Raw genomic sequence first — 17,710 nt, 5'->3', positions numbered from 1 at the left:
CGCGGTGGCGGGTGCTTCCAGGAAGGTGTCAGGTCAGGATTCCGTGCGGTTATATCTGCTGGCGCGCAACCCCACCGACTCGGTCACGGACGGCTTCCTCCCCGCCGCACGCCGCCTCGGCCTCGACGTCACCGTACTCACCGACCAGCCCGCCGCCCACCGGCTGCGCGCCCCGGAGCCGGAGACCCTCGGCTGCGACGTACGCGACTTCCGCGCCGTGATCGCCCGCATCTCCGCCCACCACCGGCCGGACGCGGTCTTCACCAACAGCGACCACCTGCAGACGCAGGCCGCGCTCGCCGCCGGCTACTTCGGGCTGCCCGCCAAGAGCTGGCGGGCAGCCCACGCCACCAAGGACAAGGCCGAGATGCGCCGCAGGCTCGCCGCCGCGGGCGCCGATCCGGTGCGGGCGGCGGAGCTGCCGGCCGGGGCGGACCCGGCGGCGCTGGACGTGCCGTACCCGTGCGTGGTCAAGCCGCGCGAGGGCGTCGCCAGCGAGGACGTGGTGCTGGCGGCCGACGCGGCGGAGCTGGTGCGGCGGTGCGCGGAGATCCGGGCGCGGCGGCCGGGCGAGGCGCTGGTGGTGGAGGAGTTCCTGGCGGGCGAGCTGTACACGCTGGAGACGCTGGGCGACGGCCGCGTACGCCACCTCCTCGGCGGCTTCCACACCGAGCTGTCGCCGCCGCCGTACTTCGTCGAGGAGCACATGTCCTACGTGCCCGCGCACCCCGGCCCCGTCACGGCCCAGGTGCTCGGGCAGCTCGACGCGCTGGGCGTCGGGTTCGGCGCCTGCCACACCGAGTTCGTGGTGAGCGCGGGCCGGGCCCGGCTCGTGGAGGTCAACTACCGCGCCATCGGCGACCAGTGCGACCTGCTGCTCGCCCGGCTGCTCGGCATCCCGCTCTTCGCGCACATCCTCCGCACGCACCTGGGCGAGCCGCTGCCCGCGGACCTGGGGACGCGGACCGACGGGCGGGCCCGGCTGTCCTACCCGTGCGCCCGCGCCGCCGGAACGCTGACGGCCGCGCCGGGTCCCGCGGACCTGGTGGTGGACGGGGTGGAGCTGACGTACCGGCCGCTGCGCGCGGTGGGCGAGCGGCACGAACTGCACCGCACCAACCGCGACTTCCTCGGCGTGGCCCGCGGCATCGGCACCGACCAGCGGCGGGTGGACCGGGTGGTGGCGGACTTCCTGGCCGCGCAGCGCTGGGAGATCACGCCGTGACCGGGGCCGCGCCGGGCTCCACGGGCGGCGTGGACGGCGAGGAGGCGGAGCTGACGCTGCGGGTGCTGAGCACGCTGCTGCGCGAGGACGCCGCCGGGCTGCGCACCCGTACGACGGCGCACGACCGGGCGGACGGGCGCTGGCTGCGCCTCGCAGACCCCGCAGGACCCGGCGCGCTGCTGCTGCCCGTGGCGCCGGACGGCTTCCAGGGCACGTACGGCGCCCGCCTGCCGCTGCTGCTCCGCGAGAGCGGCGACGCGACCGCCGAGATCACCGGGCTCGACGCCGTCCTCGACGCCCTGGCGGGCCGCGCCGGGCCCGAAGACCGCGGCGGCTTCGCCGACTTCGCCGGGGAGTGCCGGCAGGCGCTGGCCGCGGCGCGGCTGCACAGCGCCTCCCGGGACGCGACGGCCGCGGCGCTCACCGCGCGGTACGGGGCAGAACCGGCGCGCTGGACCGGGCACGCCGGCACCCTCGCGTACGACACGCTCGCCGCCCGCCTCGACCACCCCGTCTACCCCGCCTCGCGCGGGCGCGCCGGCCTCGGCGAGGCGGAACTGCGCGCCTACGCCCCCGAGTTCCACCCCCGCTTCGCCCTGCGCTGGCTCGCCCTGCCGTACGACGCCCTCACCCTGCGCGGCGCCCTCGACCCGGGAGCCGCGCCGGACCCGCCCGCCGCCTGGCCCGCCCCCTCCGCCCTCGGGCTGCCGGCCGCGCTCGACCGCACCCATCTCGCCCTGCCCGTCCACCCGCTGACCCTCGGCGCCCCGCTGGACGGCGCGCTGCGCGCCAGCGGCCTGGCAGAACGGGCGGCGCTCGCCCCCGTTCCGTACCTCGACGTGGTGCCGACGCTCTCGATGCGTACCGTCGCCTCGGCCGCCGACCCCCGGCTGCACCTCAAGCTGCCGCTGGCCACCGCCACCCTCGGCCTGCGCAACCGGCGCACCGTCAAGCCCGCCACCCTCGCCGACGGGGCGACCGTCCAGCGCCTGCTGGAGGCCGTCGTCCGGCGCGAGCCGCGCTTCCGCGGCACCGTGCTGCACGCCGACGAGACCGCCTACGCGCACGCGGACCACGACCTCCTCGCCGCGCTCTGCCGCCGCCAGCCCGCCGGGCTCGACGGCGCGCTCGTCGTCCCGCTGGCCGCCCTGCTGGCCCCCGCCCCCGGCGGCCGGCTGGTCCTCGACCACCTCGCCGACCGCTGCCACGGCGGCGACCCCCTCGCCCTGCTCGACGACCTGTTCACCCTGCTCTTCGACTTCCAGACCACACTCTTCGGCTACGGCGTCGCGCTGGAGTCGCACCAGCAGAACGTCTCGCTCGTCCTCGACCCGCCCGGCCGCACCGCGAACGGCCGCCCGCGCGTACGGCTGCTGTTCAAGGACGACGACGGGCCGCGCATCCACCACGCCCGGCTGCGCGCCGCCCTCGGGCCCGACGCGCCGGGCCCCGGCGACTTCGCCGACGCCCGCACGCTGTGCGACGGCGACGGTCCGGTCGCGGACGTCTTCGCCACGATCACCGTCCATCTGTGCGCCGGGGCCTACGCGTTCGGGCTCGCCCGGCACGGCCGCGCCCCGCTCGCGGCGCTGCTCGCCCTCGTACGCGACCGCCTCGCCGAGGCCGTCGGCCGGCTCGGCACCGGACCGGGCGAGCCGGGCGCCGTGCTGCGCGCGCACGTGCTGACCGCCGGGCACCTGCCGGTGAAGGCGATGGTCACCGCCGGGACGCTCCTGTCCAAGGAGCGCTCGGGGGCGGCCGACATCAACAAGCACTACACCACAGGACCGAACTACCTCCGCGCCGCCGCCCCCGGGCCGCGGCCCGGCACCGTCCCGTACCCGTCCACCGGCTGGAACCGTTGATGCCCCTTACCGCCTCACCCGCCACCGTGCCCGCGACGGCCTCCCCCGCCGGCCTGCCGACCGCCGACGAGGCCGTGGCGCACACCCTGCTCAACTGCCTGCTGCGGGAGGTCTGCGGACCCGCGCGGCAGGCCACCGTCGACGGCGGCCGGCTGCTGCTGCGGCTGCCCCGCCGGGGCGTGCTGCTGCGCGTGGCGGTGCGCCGCACCTCGCTGCTGGGCGCGCACCGCTTCCGCGGTCCGGCCGCCGAATGGCGCGACGGCGACTGGGCGGAGGCCGGCTGGCGGCGGCTGGCGGAGCTGGTGCAGGACGAGCTGTCGGCGCGTACGGGCGTGCGCAACGACGAGTTCCTGGAGCAGGTCGCCGCCAGCCACCGCGGTACGGCCGACGCGCTGGCGGCCGTACGCGAACGGTCGGCGCCCGCGGCCGGCGCCGGGCCGCTCGCCGCGTATCTGGACTCCGAGCAGTCGCTACCGCTCGGCCACCGCTTCCACCCCACGCCCAAGGCCCGCGACGGCGGCACCGCCGCCTGGTCCGCGTACGCCCCCGAGGCGGGCGGCGCCTTCCCGCTGCGCCACCTCGCGGTACGGGCCCGTCTGGCCGCTGAGGAGACCGCGCGGCCCGGCGCCGCCGCCCCGCTCGACCGGCTCCGCCCGGTCCCCGACGGCTACCGGCTGCTGCCCGTCCACCCCTGGCAGCACGAACTCCTCGCCGGCCACCCGGCGCTGCGCGCCGCCCTCGACCGCGGCGACGTACTGGACCTCGGCACCGGCGGCCCGCCGTGCACCCCGACCGCCTCCGTGCGCACGCTGCACACCGGGGACGGCTTCCTGAAGTTCAGCCTCAACGTGCGCATCACCAACTGCGTGCGCAAGAACTCCCGTTACGAGCTGTCCGGCGCGGTCGCCCTGACCCGGCTGCTGCACCCCGTGCTCGACGCCCTCGCCGCCCGCCACCCGGCCGCCGCCCTGCTCCGCGAACCGGCCTACCGCAGCCTGGCGCTGCCGGGACCCGGCGGCGCGCCGGACCCGGCGCTTCTCGAAGGCTTCGGGGTGATCGTGCGCGACGGGCTGGCCGGTGTGCTGCGCCCCGGCGTCACGCCGCTGCTCGCCGCCGCCGTCGCCGACGAGTACCCGGCGGGCCCCGCGCACCTCTCCCGGCTGCCGCCCACCGCCGCCCCGCAGACCGCCCTCGACTGGTGGTCCGCGTATCTGGAACTGCTCGTCCCGCCCGTCCTCGCCGCCTACTTCGACCACGGCGTGGTGCTGGAGCCGCACCTGCAGAACGTGCTGCTGTGCGTCGACGCCGAGGGGATGCCGGCGCAGGTGGTCTTCCGCGACCTGGAGGGCACCAAGCTGCTCCCCGACCGGCACGCCGTCGCCCTCGCCGCGCTGCCCGCGGAGGTGGCGGGGCCGATGACGTACGACGCGAGCCGCGGCTGGCACCGGGTGGTGTACTGCCTGCTGGTCAACCACGTCGCCGACATGCTCGCCGCGCTCGCCGACCTGCACCCGCGGGCCGAGGCCGCGCTGTGGGCGCGGGTCCGCGCCGTGCTGCTGGACTGCGCCCGCGATCTCGGCGACCCGCCCCGGCTGCGCGCCCTGCTCGGCGGGGCGCCGCTGCCCGCCAAGGCCAACCTGCTGACCCGCTGGGGCCGCCGCGCGGACCGCGAGGCGGGCTACGTCCACCTGCCGAACCCGCTCGCCGACCCGCCTCCCGACTCGCCCCGCCGGAGCCACCGTTGACCGCCCCGACCCCCGCCGTGCTGGCCCGCCTCGACGCCCTGGCGCCCGGGGAGCTGCCCGCGTACGTCTACGACCTGGCGGCCCTGCGCACCCACGCGGCCGCCGTACGCGCCGCGCTCCCGGCGCCCGTCGAGCTGTACTACGCCGCCAAGGCCAACCCGGAACCGGCGGTCCTGGCCGCCCTCGCGCCGTACGTCGACGGCTACGAGGTCTCCTCCGGCGGCGAACTCGCCCACGTCGCCGCCGCCGTGCCCGGCCGCCGCCTCGCCTTCGGCGCGCCCGGAAAGACGCCGGACGAGCTGGCCGCCGGACGCGCGGCGGGGGTGCACCGTGTGCACGTCGAGAGCCTGCACGAGCTGCGCGTGCTCGGCGCGCAGACCGCGGACGCCGCGCCGGACGCGGGGACGGACGTCCTGCTGCGCGTCAACCTGCCCGTCGCCGACGGCTCGCTGGCGGGCAGCGCGCTGGACATGGGCGGCCGCCCGTCCCCCTTCGGCCTGGATCCCGCCGACGCCGGGGAGGCCGCGCGGCTGCTCGCGGGGGGCGCGTACCCGCGGCTGCGGCTGCGCGGCGTGCACGCGCACCTGGCCAGCGGGCTGGACGCGCCGCGGCTGCTCGGCGTGGCGCGCTCGGTGGTGGCCGGGGCGCTGCGGCTCGCCGGGCGGGCCGGGCTCGGCGCGCAGGGCCTGGAGGTCAACGTCGGCGGCGGCATGGCCGTCGACTACGCCGATCCCGAGGGCCGGTTCGACTGGCGCGCGTACGGCAGCGGCCTCGCGGAGCTGGCCGTGGCGCACCCCGGTCTGACGCTGCGCGTCGAGCCGGGGCGGGCGCTGACCGCGTACTGCGGCTGGTACGCGACCGAGGTGCTGGACGTCAAGCGCAGCCACGGCGAGGAGTTCGCCGTGGTCCGCGGCGGCACCCACCATCTGCGCACCCCGGCGACGAAGGGCCACGACCAGCCCTGCACCGTCCTCCCCTCGCCCCGCCCGTGGCCGCACCCCTGGCCGCGGCCGGCGGCGCGCGGGGCGGAGGTCACGGTATCCGGGCAGTTGTGCACGCCGAAGGACGTGCTGGCGCGGGGCGTTCCGGCGGCGGGGCTGCGCGCCGGCGACCTGGTGGTGTTCTCGCTGGCGGGCGCGTACGCCTGGAACATCTCGCACCACGGCTTCCTCATGCACCCGCACCCCGGCTTCCACTTCCTCGGCGGACCCGGGTGAGGGGTCAGCGGCCGAGGAGGTGCCGGCCGCGGCCGGTCAGCCGGTGCACGACGTGCGCGCCCGCGCGCTCGCTGCGCACCAGCCCGGCGCCGCGCAGCACCGTCAGATGGCCGCTGACGGTCGACGCCGGCATGCCGAGGCGGGCGGCGACCCACCCGGTGGTGGCGGTGGCGGCCAGCGCGTCGAGCACCCGGGCGCGGGCCGTGCCGAGCAGCGCGGCGAGCGCCGGCGGCGGCCGCCCCGGTCCCGGCCCGGCCGGGTGGCGGCGTACCGGATAGACCACGACCGGCGGCAGGCTGGGGTCGGCGATGGCGATCGGCGCGGTGTGGCAGAAGAAGGACGGGATGAGCCGGACGCCCCGGCCGCGCAGCCGCAGGTCGTAGTCGACCGGGTACGGCGCGGTCAGCACCCCGCCCCGCCACCGGAACGGCCGCAGCGTGCCCAGCACCGCGGGCATCCCGCCGTCCAGCGCGGCCGTCCGCCACTCGCGGTCCGCGGCGATGGTGGCCTCCACCTCGCTCCACTCCGGCACGATGAGCCGCGCGTGGAACTGCCGTACGGCGTCCGCGACCCGGCCGAGCTGCGCCCGGTCCCCCGCCGCAAGCCGCCGGGTCCATGCGGGCAGCGGCCGGTGCCGGGCGGCCTCGCGCAGCTCGCGGGCGAGCCGCCGGCCGGGCGTGGCGAGCAGCGTCTCCAGCGCCGCGGACAGGCCCTCCTCGGACTCGACCGGGGTGAGGAAGTCGGGGAAGTACGCGGCGTCGGCGGGCGCCAGGTCGCGCAGCAGCCGGCAGGCGGCGCGCAGTTCGCGGTCGTGCAGCCGCGCCGCCGCGCGCCGCCGCCACGGGCGCAGCCGGGCGGGCAGCCGGGCCGGGGGCGTGCTGAGCACGTGCAGCCCGAGGATCGCCTCCCACATGGGGTCGGCGGTCCCGGTCAACTGCACGTGCCGGAAGTCCCGGTCGCCGAAGTGGATGCGGAGCGTGCCGGCCATTCCGTCACGCTAGGCCCTCCAACGCCGCGGCGGCCGTGGGCTTTTCGACCGAGCCGGAAAAGCCCCGCCCGCCGCGCCGCGGGCCGCCGCCTACGATCCGTGGCCTGACACGGGAGCGCACCGGCCCGGGCCGGCGGACCCCGGCCCGGCGACACGAATCGACACGGCCCAGGAGGTCATGGTGAGCGAGACCCGTCCCACCCGCCGGCGCGTGCTCAGGGCCGCGGGCGGCCTCACGGCGGCGGTGGCAGCCGGCGGCGCCGGCATCCTCGCCGCGGCGGCGCCCGCCGGCGCCGCGAACGACGGCTTCGGCCTGCGGATCACCGAGCGCAACGAGTCCGACCCGCGCATGTGGTACTACCGCTTCGCGACCGACGCGATCGGCTGGGACCCGGGCGTCAACGTCCTGCTTCCCGACGGCTACCACGACAGCGGGCTCCGCTACCCGGTGCTCTACCTGCTGCACGGCGGCGGCACCGACGCGGACTTCATCCAGTTCGACCGGCTCGGCATCCGCGCGCTGACCGCCGGCAGGCGCGTCATCGTCGTGATGCCGGACGGCGGCCACGCCGGCTGGTACTCCAACCCCGTCTCCTCCAACGCCGGGCCGCGCAACTGGGAGACGTTCCACATCGCCCAGTTGCTGCCGTGGATCGACGCCAACTTCCGCACGTACGCGGAGTACGACGGGCGCGCGGTCGGCGGGTTCTCGATGGGCGGCTTCGGCGCGCTGAAGTACGCGGCCAAGTACTACGGGCACTTCGCCTCGGTCAGCTCCCACTCGGGCCCGGCGAGCCTGCGCCGGGACGCCGGGCTCGTGGTGCACTGGGCGAACGTGTCGTCGGCCGCCGTGGAGCTGGCGGGCGGCACGGTCTACGGCGCGCCGCTGTGGAACGAGGCGCGGGTCAGCGCCGACAACCCGATGGAACGGCTTGGCAGTTACCGCAACAAGCGGGTGTTCCTGGTTGCGGGCACCAGCCCCGACCCGGTGAACTGGTTCGACACCGCCAACGAGACCCAGGTCCTGGCCGGCCAGCGGGAGTTCCGCGGCGCCCTCGCCGGCGCCGGCATCCCGCACGAATGGCGCGAGGAGCCCGGCGGGCACGTCTTCCGCCCGGAGATGTTCCGCCAGGACCTCGACGGCATCATCGCCCGGCTGCGCAAGGCGTAGCAGCCGGATCCGGTACGGGCCCGTCCGCGCCCGTACGCCCCCACGACCCCCCACTCCAGGAGACCCGATGCGTCAGCACCGCACTCCACGCGCTCCCCGCTCCCGCCTCGTCCCGACGGCCATCGCCACCGCGCTCGCGGCCACCGCCGCCTGCGCCGTGCTCGCCGCCCCGGCCACCGCCGCGCCTGTCCCCGCCCCCGGCCCCACCGTGGCCTCCGTCCTGGCGCGCGGCACCGCCTCCGGCACCGCCGTCGTCAGCGGCCAGAACCGCCCCGGCACCCGGCTGCACGTCGACGGCGAAAGGACCGCGGCCGCCCGTACGCTGGACGTCGACTACCAGGTCCAGGAGACCGGTTACTGGTGCGGCCCGGCCGCCACCCGCATCGCGCTGTCCGCGCGCACAGCCCCGCCCAGCCAGGGCGCGCTGGCGACCCAGCTCGGCACCACCGAGGCGGGGACCGACCACATCAGTCAGGTCACCGGCGTGCTCAACGCCAACCTCGGCACCGGCTGGTACGAGACCAAGGAGATGCCGAACGACCCGCCCACGCAGGCCCAGCGCGACCTGCTGTGGCAGGACATCGTGCTCGACGTCGACAACGGCTACCCCGTCGTCGCGAACATCGTCGCGCCGCCCGGCAACCAGCCGCCCGGCTACCCGCCGGACCAGACGATCTACCACTACTTCACGGTGATCGGCTACGACGACGCCCAGCGCACCGTCCTCATCGCCGACCCGGCGTCCTTCGGCGGCAACCAGATCTACTGGCTCTCCTTCGACCAGCTCGCCACGCTCATCCCGCCGAAGGGCTACGCCGCCTGACACCCCGCCGGGTGCGCCGGGGCCCGTCCGCGGGAGGGCGGGCCCCGGCGGCTCTCACAGGCGGCGGGGCAGGCCGCGAAGGATCTTGCCCTCGGTCGACAGCACGTAGTCGCCGCCGTCGAAGCGGCGGGTGCGCGCGAACATCAGGTACAGGTACTTGAAGTTCTCCGCGAAGGCGTAGGCGGGGAACAGGTCGCCCTGGCGCATCGGGGAGGTCGTCACGTCCTCCAGGATCGTGTAGCCGCCGGGGACCCGGGCGTGGGCCTTCATGCCCTCGAAGTACTGCCACGCCGTGCGGCGGTAGAAGTCGTCCTTCGTCAGCCAGTACAGGTCGAAGGCGCCGTTGACGTACTCGGGCCGGAACTGGTTGCCGCGCGAGGTCGGGGTCATGGTGCCGTAGTCGATCTCCTCGGGCAGCACGGGCCAGCGCTGCAGGACCGACTCCCACGACCGGTGGTAGCGCTCGCCCAGGCGCCGGTCGCCGCCCTTGGCTACCAGGCCGCCCCAGAACGACGCCAGCTCGGACTGGCGGCGCCCGGTGGTCTCGCCGGTGGCGAAGTCGACCTGGCGGTACCAGACATGGCCGTCCCACTCCTCCACCAGGTGCTCGGTCATGGCGCCGTTGAGCAGCCGCCACCAGCGCAGGCAGTCCCGGTCGCCGAACAGCTCCCAGGCGCCCCACAGATACTCGTAGAAGGAGTCGACGGGCGGGTTGGGGCCCTGGTCGGTCGGGTCGGTCCAGCGGCCGGTCTCGACGTCGAGCCGGGTGCCGAGGAGGTCCAGCGAGGAGCGCCGGTCGAGCACGGCGCGGTAGGCGCGCTTGGCCGCCTCGTAGTACTTGCCGTCGCCGGTGAGCTTCGAGAGCATCCCGAACTCCAGGATGTTCGTGCCGATCTCGGCGAGCGGCGGGGTGGTGCCGTGCACCTCGCCGGTGCGCAGGTTGGCGCGGGTGTACGGCATGCCGGTGGGCGACTTGGTGAACGCCGGCAGCAGCCGGTCGGTGAAGTCGACGCACAGGTCGAGCAGCGACTGCCGGCCGGTGACGAGATGGCCGGCGAGCAGCCCGCCGACGACGCGGATGATGGCCTCGAAGACGTGGAAGTCGGCGTCGATGTCGAAGTCGAGGTTCTGCTCCAGCCAGTCGGTGGCCTCCGTCAGGTCGTCGTCCAGCTCCATCACGTACAGGGTGTCCAGCGCCTCGATCACGGACAGGCCCACGGGGTGGCCCGCGGCGAAGAACTCGTTCGAGGTGCCGGAGACGGGCCGTACCTCGTCGTGGCCCCAGGCGGCGGCGCGGTAGCCGTTCCAGGCGTGCAGGAACTCGGCGCGGATCTCGCGCGCGGCGTGCGCCCCCGCGGGTACGCGCACGGCGGCCGCGGGGTGCGCGGCGGGTCCCGGCACGGCCCGCGCGGGCGCGGCCTGCGCCAGGGCGCCGGCGCCTGCGGCGGACGTCGCGGCGGCGGCTGCCAGCAGCCGGCGGCGGGAGAGAGGGGTGCGGTGGTGTGCGGCGGTGCCCATCGATGCTGCCCCTTCGCGGTGTGGACGCGCCCCCCGACGCGCCTGACATCGTTGTCACGTGCGGTCGTGAATCGAGGCTAGCGGGGCTCGGGGCGGTGTCAATGGTGCCCGCGGAGTGTCGCGTTGCCCGCGGGACGGGTTCGCCGTGGGCGCCGGGTGCGCCGCGCGGTCCGTACGGCGGCGGCGTACGCGCCCACGGCACCCCGCGCGAGCCCCCGCGGCGAGCGCCGTCCGATGGGGCATCATCGCGCCATGACCGACTCCGCAGCCGCCGCGGGCGGCGGGCGGGTGGCACACGGCCGGGTGCCGATGACGGGCCGCGACCCCGGGGAGCGCGGCCGGGCCGTCACCCCGCTGGAGCTGCTGTTCGACCTGACGTTCGTGGTCGCCGTCGGCACCGCCGCGTCGTTCCTCGCCGAGATGTCCGCCGGCGACCACGCCTGGCGGGCGGTGGTGGCGTTCACGCTGGCGATGTTCGCCATCAGCATCGCGTGGATCAGCTTCAGCTGGTTCGCGTCCGCGTTCGGCACCGACGACTGGCTCTTCCGGTCGCTGACGATGCTGCAGATGATCGGCGTCGTCATCTTCGCGCTCGGCCTGCCGGCGATGTTCCATTCCGTCGCGGAAGGCCACCACCTGGAGATCCGCGCGATCGTCATCGGCTACGTCGTGATGCGGATCGCGATGGTGGCGCAGTGGTGGCGGGCCGCGCAGGAGTCACCCGAATACCACGACGTGTGCATGGCCAACATCCGCTGGACCGTGATCGCCCAGGCCGGCTGGCTCGTGGTGGGGTTCACCAGGCTGTCGTTCGCGCTGGTGATCGTCGCCTACGTGGTGTTCACGGCGCTGGAGCTGCTGCTGCCGGTGTTCACCCAGGGCGGCGCTGGCGGGACGCCGTGGCACCCGCACCACGTCGCCGAGCGGTACAGCCTCTTCGCGATCATCACCCTCGGCGAGGGCGTCGTCGGCACCGTCGCCTCCTCCGGCAGCCTCCTCGGCGGCCCGAACGGCACCGAGTGGACCGCGAACGCCGTGGCCGTCGTCGTCGCCGGCGTCGGGCTGACCTTCGGCATGTGGTGGGTGTACTTCACCACGCCCTTCGGCGACATCCTGGTGCACCGGCGCGCCCGCGGATACCTCTTCGGGTACGGGCACATCCCCGTCTTCGCCGGCATCGCGGGCGCCGGCGCCGGGCTGCACGTGGCCGGGCTGTACCTGGAGCACCACGCGGCGATCGGCGAGACGGCCGTGGTGCTCTCCCTCGCGCTGCCCGTCGGCCTGTACCTGCTCGTCGTCTACGCGCTGCACACCCTGCTGCTGTCCGCCAGGGACCTCTTCCACGTGCTGCTGATCTCGCTCACGCTCGCCGTGCTGGGCGCGGCGGTGCTGCTCTCCGTCGCCGGGACGCCGGTCGCGGTGTGCCTGCTCGTCGTGATACTCGCCCCGTTCGTCACCGTCATCGGCTACGAGACGGTCGGCCACCGCCACCAGCAGCGGATGCTGGCGGCGCTCAGAGCCCGCCGTTCCCCGTCGTGAGCAGGAACTTGCCCACCGCCACCAGCAGCCCGAAGAACACCGCGACGCCGATCAGCACCACGGAAAGGCCGCGCGCCGCGCGCTGCGAGCGCCCCGACAGCCGCCGCGGCGAGTCGGCGGCCTGCCGGAAGCCCGCGGCCACCACCCCGGCCCCGCCCAGCAGCACGGCGGCCGCCACCCACCACCACTCCACGTGAGTCCCCTCCCGGTTCCCGTCCCCGAACACGCCCCGCACCCGGCACCCGCACCCGGCATCCGGCCCCGCGAGCCGCGGGTTCCGTACGCCGGGACCGCGCATCCCCCGGTGCACCGCCTCCCGCGGCCGCCCCTGCTCCTCGCCGCCGCTACTCCTCGCGGCTGCGCAGCTCCAGGCCGAGCGCGCGGAACTGCTCGACGGGCCGGTGGTAGCCGCGCTCGATGTGGTGCACCCCGCGCAGCGTCGAGCCGCCGGTGGCGACCGCCGCCGCCAGCACGGCGGAGAACCCGGCGCGGATGTCGGGCATCGTGACGTCACCGCCGCGCAGGCCGCTGACGCCGCGCACGACGGCGGAGTGCAGCGCGCCCGTGTCGTGGTAGCGGCAGGCGGGGCCGCCCAGGCAGGTGTCGTACACCTCGATCTCGGCGCCCATGCCCTGCAGCGCGGAGACGTACGCCAGCCGGTTCTCGTACACCGTCTCGTGCAGCACCGACATCCCCTCGGCCTGCGTGAAGAGCACCATCAGCGGCGTCTGCCAGTCGGTGGCGAAGCCCGGGTGGGTGTCGGTCTGCACGGCCGCGGCGCGCAGCGTCCGCGGGGCCGAGGCCGTGATCCACTCGTCGGTGATCTCGAACCGGGCGCCCATCCGCGCCAGCGTGGTGATCGGCGTCACCAGCCGGTCCTGCGGGCAGCCGTGCACCCGCACCTCTCCCCCGGTGACCAGCCCGGCGACCAGGTAGGAGAACGCCTCGATCCGGTCGCCGCCGAGCCGGGTGGTGGCGCCGCCGAGCGCGTCGACGCCCTCGACGACGATGCGGCGGTCCGGATAGAGGGAGATCCGCGCGCCCATGCGCTGCAGGAACAGCGCCAGCTCGACGATCTCCGGCTCGGTCGCGGCGTTGCGGATGACGGTGCGGCCCTCGGCCCGTACGGCGGTCAGCAGCACCGTCTCGGTGGCGCCGACGCTGGGGTACGGCAGGTCGACGCGGGTGCCGCGCAGCCGGGCGGCCCTGGCGTGGATGCCGTCCTCGGCCAGCTCCACCTCGGCGCCGAAGCGGCGCAGCGCGTCCAGGTGGAAGTCGACGGGACGGCGGCCGATCGGATCGCCGCCGACCATCGGCACGAACGCCTCGCCGGTCAGGTGCAGCAGCGGCCCGAGCAGCAGGATCGGGATCCGGTTGAGCCCGGTGAACGCCTTGTCGACGCTCGGGTCCGCCACCGGCGCCGGAACGACGGTGACCTCGCCGTCGGTGCGCTCGACCTTCATGCCCACGTGCTCCAGCATCCGGGCGGTGATGCCGACCTCGCCGACGTCGGGCGCGTTGCGTATGGTGCTCGGCCCGGAGCCGAGCATCGCGGCCACCATGTGCTTGCTCACCGCGTTCTTCGCCCCGCGCACGGTGACGTCACCGCGGAGCGGTCCGGACGGCTCGATCTGCCACAGCTTCCCAGTCACCCGTGCAGCCTACGACTGCGCCCCCGGGCCCCGCCCCCCGGCCCCGCACCGGCTCCATTACCAGCTTCGGGCCGCGCCTTCGTCCCGAACGGGTGAGGGCGGCCGTACGGCCTGCACGCTGTGCAGCTGTCTGCGTACGCTGAGGTGGGATCGCGACCACGACGTGGACGGACTGCCCCCGGGGGTGCCATGGGATTCGGCTTCGGCCAGCGGCGCGGCGGAGAACTCCCGGTGGAGCTCACCGGCTTCGTCGGCAGGACGGAGGAGATCACCCTGATCCGCGCCGAGTTGGCGCGGTCGCGGCTCGTCACGCTTGCCGGCCCCGGCGGGGTCGGCAAGAGCCGTACGGCGATGCGCGCCGCCGCCGGGCTCCCCGCCCGCTTCCCCGACGGCGTATGGCTGGCGGAGCTGTCGGGGCTGCGGGATCCCGAGCTGCTGCTCACCTCGCTCGCCGCGGTGCTGGAGCTGCCGGAGCAGCCGGGCATGGGCACGCTGGACGCGATGGTGGCGCATCTGCGCGAGCGGACGCTGCTGATCGTCCTCGACACCTGCGAGCACCTGCTGGACGCCTGCGCGATGGTCTCCGACGTGCTGCTGCGCGAGGCCCCCGGCGTCAGCGTGCTGGCCACCAGCCGGCAGCCGCTCGACGTGCCGGGCGAGCGCTGCCTGACGATAGCGCCGCTGGACCCCGCCGACTCGCTGGAGCTGTTCGTGCAGCGCGCGGCGTCCGTGGTGCCGGGTTTCGCGGTCACCGACGCCAACCGCGAGCAGTTGCTCGCACTCGTCGGCCGGCTCGACGGGATGCCGCTGGCACTGGAGCTGGCCGCGGTACGGCTGCGGGCGGTGCCGCTCGCGGAGCTGGCCAGCCGGCTCGACCGCCGCTTCGAGGTGCTGACCGGCGGCCGGCGCACCGCGCACACCCGGCACCAGACGCTCCGTACCGCCATCGGCTGGTCCCACGAGCTGTGCACCCCGCACGAGCGGCTGCTGTGGGCCCGGCTGTCGGTCTTCGCCGGCCCCTTCGACGTCTCGGCCGCGGAGCGGGTGTGCGCGGGCGGCAAGCTGGCGCGCGAGGACGTGCTGCCGGCGCTGATCGGGCTCGTCGACAAGTCCGTGGTCCAGCGCACCGGCGAGGACGGCGACCGCTACCGGCTGCTGGACTCCATCCGCGAGTACGGCGCCGACTGGCTGGCCCGCGCCGGCGACGTCGAGGCGGTGCGCGAGCGGCCTCTGGCGTTCATGCGGGAGTTCGGGCAGCGCTTCTGGGACGAGCTGCTGACCCCCGCGCAGCTCGGGCTGCACGCGGCCGTACGGGACCGGATCGCCGACATCCGGCTGGCCATGGCCTACGCGTACGGCACCCCCGAGCGGGCCCGCGACGGTCTGTGGCTGGCGGCTCAGCTCGCGCCGTACTGGCGCGCCGTGGGCACCCTGTCCGAGGGCCGGCACCGGATCGACAAGGGGCTCGACCTGGCCCCCGCGGTCTGCGAGCAGCGGGCCTGGGGCCTGCTGATGACCGGGATCCTCGGGATCTGGACGGCCGACCTGCCGACGGCGGCGGAGCGCTTCCCGCTGGCGCGGGACGCCGCGGAGCAAGCGGGGACGGAGCGCGTCAGCCGGTTCGCCGACGCGTATCTGGGGGCGCTGACAGCGCTGGACGGTGGGGTCGAGGGCCTGGCGGCCCTGGCGGCGCTGGCGGAGGCGCGGCAGCGGACCATGGCGGCCAGGGACGGCCTGGGGAGGGGGGTCGTGCACTACGAGGAGGCGCTGCTGCGCGCCGTGCTGGGCGACACCGCCGAGGCGCTGCGGCTCTGCGAGGCGGGCCTCGGGTATCTGGAGGGCACGGGCGACCGGCAGTTGTTCGCCTCCACGCTGGTGGTCCAGGGCGCCATCCAGTGGCTCGCCGGGGAGTACGAGACGAGTCTGGAGCCGCTGCACCGGGGGCTGGAGGCGGCGAGCGAGATCGGCGAGGCGCTGATCGTGGCGCTGGCGTGCCTGGCGCTGTCCTGGCACGCCGCCCGCGAGGAGCGGTACGTCAGGGCCGCCTGGCTGCTCGGCTACGCGGAGAACACCCGGCGGCTCAACGGCGACCCGGTGAGCATGCTGCCGTCGCTGCTGGAGGAGCAGGAGTCGGTGGAGGAGGCGGTGGCGGAGGCGCTGGGCGCCGAGGAGTTCGGCCGGTGGCGCGGGCGCGGGGCGCGGCTGCCGGGGGCGGCGGTCCTCGCGGCGGTACGGGCCGACGCGGACGAGCCGCCCGGCGCGGCGGCGGACCACGCGGCGACGGCGCTTCCGGAGGCGGACGGCAGGACCGCGGCGCCCGCCCTGACGCGGCGGGAGCGCGAGGTGGCCGCGCTGGTGGCGCAAGGGCTGTCCAACCGGGAGGTCGCGGAGCGACTGGTGATCTCCAAGCGGACAGCGGACGCGCACGTGGAGCACATCTTCGCCAAGCTGGGGATCACCTCGCGCCGCGAGATCCCCGCCGTCCTGGAGTAGTTGCCGCTGCCCCGGCGGCGCCCCGGCCGGTACGGCGCCGGCCGGCGGGCGTACGGCCGCTGCCCCGCGCCCGGCGGCGCCCCGCGCCCGTACGCTCGGCCCATGACGATCACGTACGAGTGGCGCGGCGAGTTCGACAACGCCGACGTCAACGTCCTGCACGCCGAAGGCTTCCACCACCGGGTCCTGGACACCGACTGGCGCGCGCAACTGGACCGGCACAGCCTCGGCTGGGTGTGCGCCCGGGACGGCGGCGCGCTCGTCGGCTTCGTCAACGTCGCCTGGGACGGCGGCGTGCACGCCTTCGTCCTGGACACCGTCGTGCCCGCGGCACGGCGGCGCGAGGGCATCGGCGTCGCCCTGGTCGCGGCGGCGGTGGCCGGTGCCCGCGCGGCCGGGTGCGAGTGGCTGCACGTCGACTTCGACGACGAGTTGCGCCCGTTCTACTTCGACGGCTGCGGCTTCGAGCCGACGCCCGCGGGCCTCATCCCGCTGACCGGCCGACCCGGCTGACCGGCCGGCCGGCCTGCGCGCACCGCGGCGACGGCGCGGCGCCACCGCGCGGCCACCGGCACTTCGCCCGACCGCCGCGTCACATGTCGCCCATGGGCGGCTTTGCGCCGTTGCCCGGCCGGTGACCGTGGCCGGAGGATGGCGGTCGTCGGGGCTCCACGAAGCCGCCTGGGGAGGCCGCATGAGGTCGAGCAGCCGGATCCGCCGCGTATCCGCCGTCCTGGGCGGCGCGTTCACGCTCGTCGTCGCCGTACCGCACGCCGCCTCCGCGGCGGCCGCCGCACCGCCGCAGGCGCTGCCGGCCAACGCGGAGGGCCTGGAGCAGACCTTCCAGCCCGCGTACGACTACGACACCGACGGCTGCTATCCCACCCCGGCCATCGGCCCCGACGGCACGGTCAACCCGGGGCTGGAGCCGGGCGGTGCGCTCGACGGCGGCTGCCGCGACGCGGCGGACCTGGACAACACCAACGGCTACGCGCGCGCGAAGTGCAACAACGGCTGGTGCGCCGTCGTCTACGGCCTGTATTTCGAGAAGGACCAGGCCCTGCCCGGCACGGGTCTCTTCGGGCACCGGCACGACTGGGAACACGTCGTGGTGTGGATCCGGAACGACCAGGCGCAGTACGTCTCGACCTCCGCCCACGGCGACTTCGACACGTACCCCCGCGACCAGATCCGCTGGGACGGCACCCACCCCAAGGTCGTCTACCACAAGGACGGCGTCGGCACCCACGCCTTCCGCCCCGCCACCGGCAACGACGAACCGCCGGAGAACCACCACGGCGGCTGGCAGTTCCCCGACCTGGTGGGCTGGAACGGCTATCCCGCGGGGCTGCGCGACAAGCTCTCCACGACGGACTTCGGCAGCGCCAACTTCGGCCTCAAGGACTCCTCCTTCGTCTCCCACCTGGAGAAGGCCCTGCCCGCGGGCGTCCCGTTCGACCCCGGCGCCCCGTAA

General features: G+C 75.6%; 14 protein-coding genes. 10 read left to right on the top strand and 4 right to left on the bottom strand.

Going from position 1 to position 17,710, the window contains the following annotated elements; translation table 11 throughout:
• Positions 1–43 precede the first annotated feature (43 nt).
• Genes OG946_RS35040 through OG946_RS35025 form a run of 4 tightly spaced genes read left to right on the top strand, consistent with a single transcriptional unit; the run spans position 44 to position 6,052 of the window.
• Positions 44–1,225, top strand: coding sequence for an ATP-grasp domain-containing protein (locus tag OG946_RS35040; RefSeq protein WP_326799957.1), 1,182 nt, complete (start codon positions 44–46; stop codon positions 1,223–1,225).
• Entirely contained in the window at positions 1,222–3,090 is a 1,869-nt protein-coding gene (locus tag OG946_RS35035) for an IucA/IucC family protein (RefSeq protein ID WP_326799956.1), read from the top strand. The genes OG946_RS35040 and OG946_RS35035 overlap by 4 nt, the downstream gene beginning before the upstream one ends.
• The gene (locus OG946_RS35030) at positions 3,090–4,835 is read left to right on the top strand and encodes an IucA/IucC family protein (protein WP_326799955.1); all 1,746 of its coding nucleotides are present in this window, start codon (positions 3,090–3,092) and stop codon (positions 4,833–4,835) included. The genes OG946_RS35035 and OG946_RS35030 overlap by 1 nt, the downstream gene beginning before the upstream one ends.
• A complete protein-coding gene (locus tag OG946_RS35025; protein WP_326799954.1) occupies positions 4,832–6,052 on the top strand; it encodes a type III PLP-dependent enzyme in 1,221 nt (406 codons plus the stop codon). Before OG946_RS35030 ends, OG946_RS35025 begins: the two co-directional genes overlap by 4 nt.
• A 4-nt stretch (positions 6,053–6,056) precedes the next feature.
• Here OG946_RS35025 and OG946_RS35020 read toward each other — a convergent pair whose 3' ends face one another.
• Positions 6,057–7,040, bottom strand: a complete 984-nt coding sequence (locus OG946_RS35020; RefSeq protein WP_326799953.1) for an ArsR/SmtB family transcription factor — start codon at positions 7,038–7,040, stop codon at positions 6,057–6,059.
• A gap of 178 nt (positions 7,041–7,218) precedes the next feature.
• Here OG946_RS35020 and OG946_RS35015 point away from each other — a divergent pair, with 178 nt between their 5' ends.
• Positions 7,219–8,211, top strand: coding sequence for an alpha/beta hydrolase (locus OG946_RS35015; protein WP_326799952.1), 993 nt, complete (start codon positions 7,219–7,221; stop codon positions 8,209–8,211).
• A gap of 67 nt (positions 8,212–8,278) precedes the next feature.
• Positions 8,279–9,034 carry a C39 family peptidase gene (locus OG946_RS35010; RefSeq protein WP_326799951.1) on the top strand — a complete coding sequence of 252 codons (756 nt, stop codon included), beginning with the start codon at positions 8,279–8,281 and terminating at the stop codon, positions 9,032–9,034.
• A gap of 54 nt (positions 9,035–9,088) precedes the next feature.
• On the opposite strand, the gene OG946_RS35005 is transcribed toward OG946_RS35010, so the two are convergent.
• A complete protein-coding gene (locus tag OG946_RS35005; protein WP_326799950.1) occupies positions 9,089–10,552 on the bottom strand; it encodes a glycoside hydrolase family 47 protein in 1,464 nt (487 codons plus the stop codon).
• 252 nt (positions 10,553–10,804) lie between these two features.
• Here OG946_RS35005 and OG946_RS35000 point away from each other — a divergent pair, with 252 nt between their 5' ends.
• Positions 10,805–12,091, top strand: a complete 1,287-nt coding sequence (locus OG946_RS35000; RefSeq protein ID WP_326799949.1) for a low temperature requirement protein A — start codon at positions 10,805–10,807, stop codon at positions 12,089–12,091.
• Here OG946_RS35000 and OG946_RS34995 read toward each other — a convergent pair.
• Positions 12,066–12,284 carry a hypothetical protein gene (locus tag OG946_RS34995; protein ID WP_047019472.1) on the bottom strand — a complete coding sequence of 73 codons (219 nt, stop codon included), beginning with the start codon at positions 12,282–12,284 and terminating at the stop codon, positions 12,066–12,068. The two genes, OG946_RS35000 and OG946_RS34995, sit on opposite strands and share 26 nt — an antisense overlap.
• 151 nt (positions 12,285–12,435) lie before the next feature.
• Complete coding sequence (murA, locus tag OG946_RS34990; protein ID WP_326799948.1) at positions 12,436–13,743, bottom strand: UDP-N-acetylglucosamine 1-carboxyvinyltransferase; 1,308 nt, start codon at positions 13,741–13,743, stop codon at positions 12,436–12,438.
• A 189-nt stretch (positions 13,744–13,932) separates the two neighbouring features.
• Here murA and OG946_RS34985 point away from each other — a divergent pair, with 189 nt between their 5' ends.
• The 3 genes from OG946_RS34985 (at position 13,933) to OG946_RS34975 (ending at position 17,710) form a co-directional block, all read left to right on the top strand.
• Entirely contained in the window at positions 13,933–16,236 is a 2,304-nt protein-coding gene (locus OG946_RS34985) for an ATP-binding protein (RefSeq protein ID WP_326799947.1), read from the top strand.
• Positions 16,237–16,338: 102 nt separating this feature from the next.
• Complete coding sequence (locus OG946_RS34980; RefSeq protein ID WP_326799946.1) at positions 16,339–16,749, top strand: GNAT family N-acetyltransferase; 411 nt, start codon at positions 16,339–16,341, stop codon at positions 16,747–16,749.
• Between the two features lie 181 nt (positions 16,750–16,930).
• Positions 16,931–17,710 carry an NPP1 family protein gene (locus OG946_RS34975; RefSeq protein WP_326799945.1) on the top strand — a complete coding sequence of 260 codons (780 nt, stop codon included), beginning with the start codon at positions 16,931–16,933 and terminating at the stop codon, positions 17,708–17,710.

Origin of the sequence: Streptomyces sp. NBC_01808, from assembly GCF_035917395.1 — a bacterium.
GTDB lineage: Bacteria > Actinomycetota > Actinomycetes > Streptomycetales > Streptomycetaceae > Streptomyces.
The sequence above is the reverse complement of the archived record's forward strand: the minus strand, read 5'-3'. Positions and strand labels throughout refer to the sequence as shown.

Excerpts from the sequence above, each read along its gene's own strand:
- OG946_RS35030 (WP_326799955.1), top strand. The coding sequence starts at position 3,090 with ATGCCCCTTACCGCCTCACCCGCCACCGTGCCCGCGACGGCCTCCCCC.
- OG946_RS35020 (WP_326799953.1), bottom strand. The coding sequence starts at position 7,040 with ATGGCCGGCACGCTCCGCATCCACTTCGGCGACCGGGACTTCCGGCAC.
- OG946_RS35015 (WP_326799952.1), top strand. The coding sequence starts at position 7,219 with ATGGTGAGCGAGACCCGTCCCACCCGCCGGCGCGTGCTCAGGGCCGCG.
- OG946_RS35010 (WP_326799951.1), top strand. The coding sequence starts at position 8,279 with ATGCGTCAGCACCGCACTCCACGCGCTCCCCGCTCCCGCCTCGTCCCG.
- OG946_RS35005 (WP_326799950.1), bottom strand. The coding sequence starts at position 10,552 with ATGGGCACCGCCGCACACCACCGCACCCCTCTCTCCCGCCGCCGGCTG.
- OG946_RS35000 (WP_326799949.1), top strand. The coding sequence starts at position 10,805 with ATGACCGACTCCGCAGCCGCCGCGGGCGGCGGGCGGGTGGCACACGGC.
- OG946_RS34985 (WP_326799947.1), top strand. The coding sequence starts at position 13,933 with ATGGGATTCGGCTTCGGCCAGCGGCGCGGCGGAGAACTCCCGGTGGAG.
- OG946_RS34980 (WP_326799946.1), top strand. The coding sequence starts at position 16,339 with ATGACGATCACGTACGAGTGGCGCGGCGAGTTCGACAACGCCGACGTC.
- OG946_RS34975 (WP_326799945.1), top strand. The coding sequence starts at position 16,931 with ATGAGGTCGAGCAGCCGGATCCGCCGCGTATCCGCCGTCCTGGGCGGC.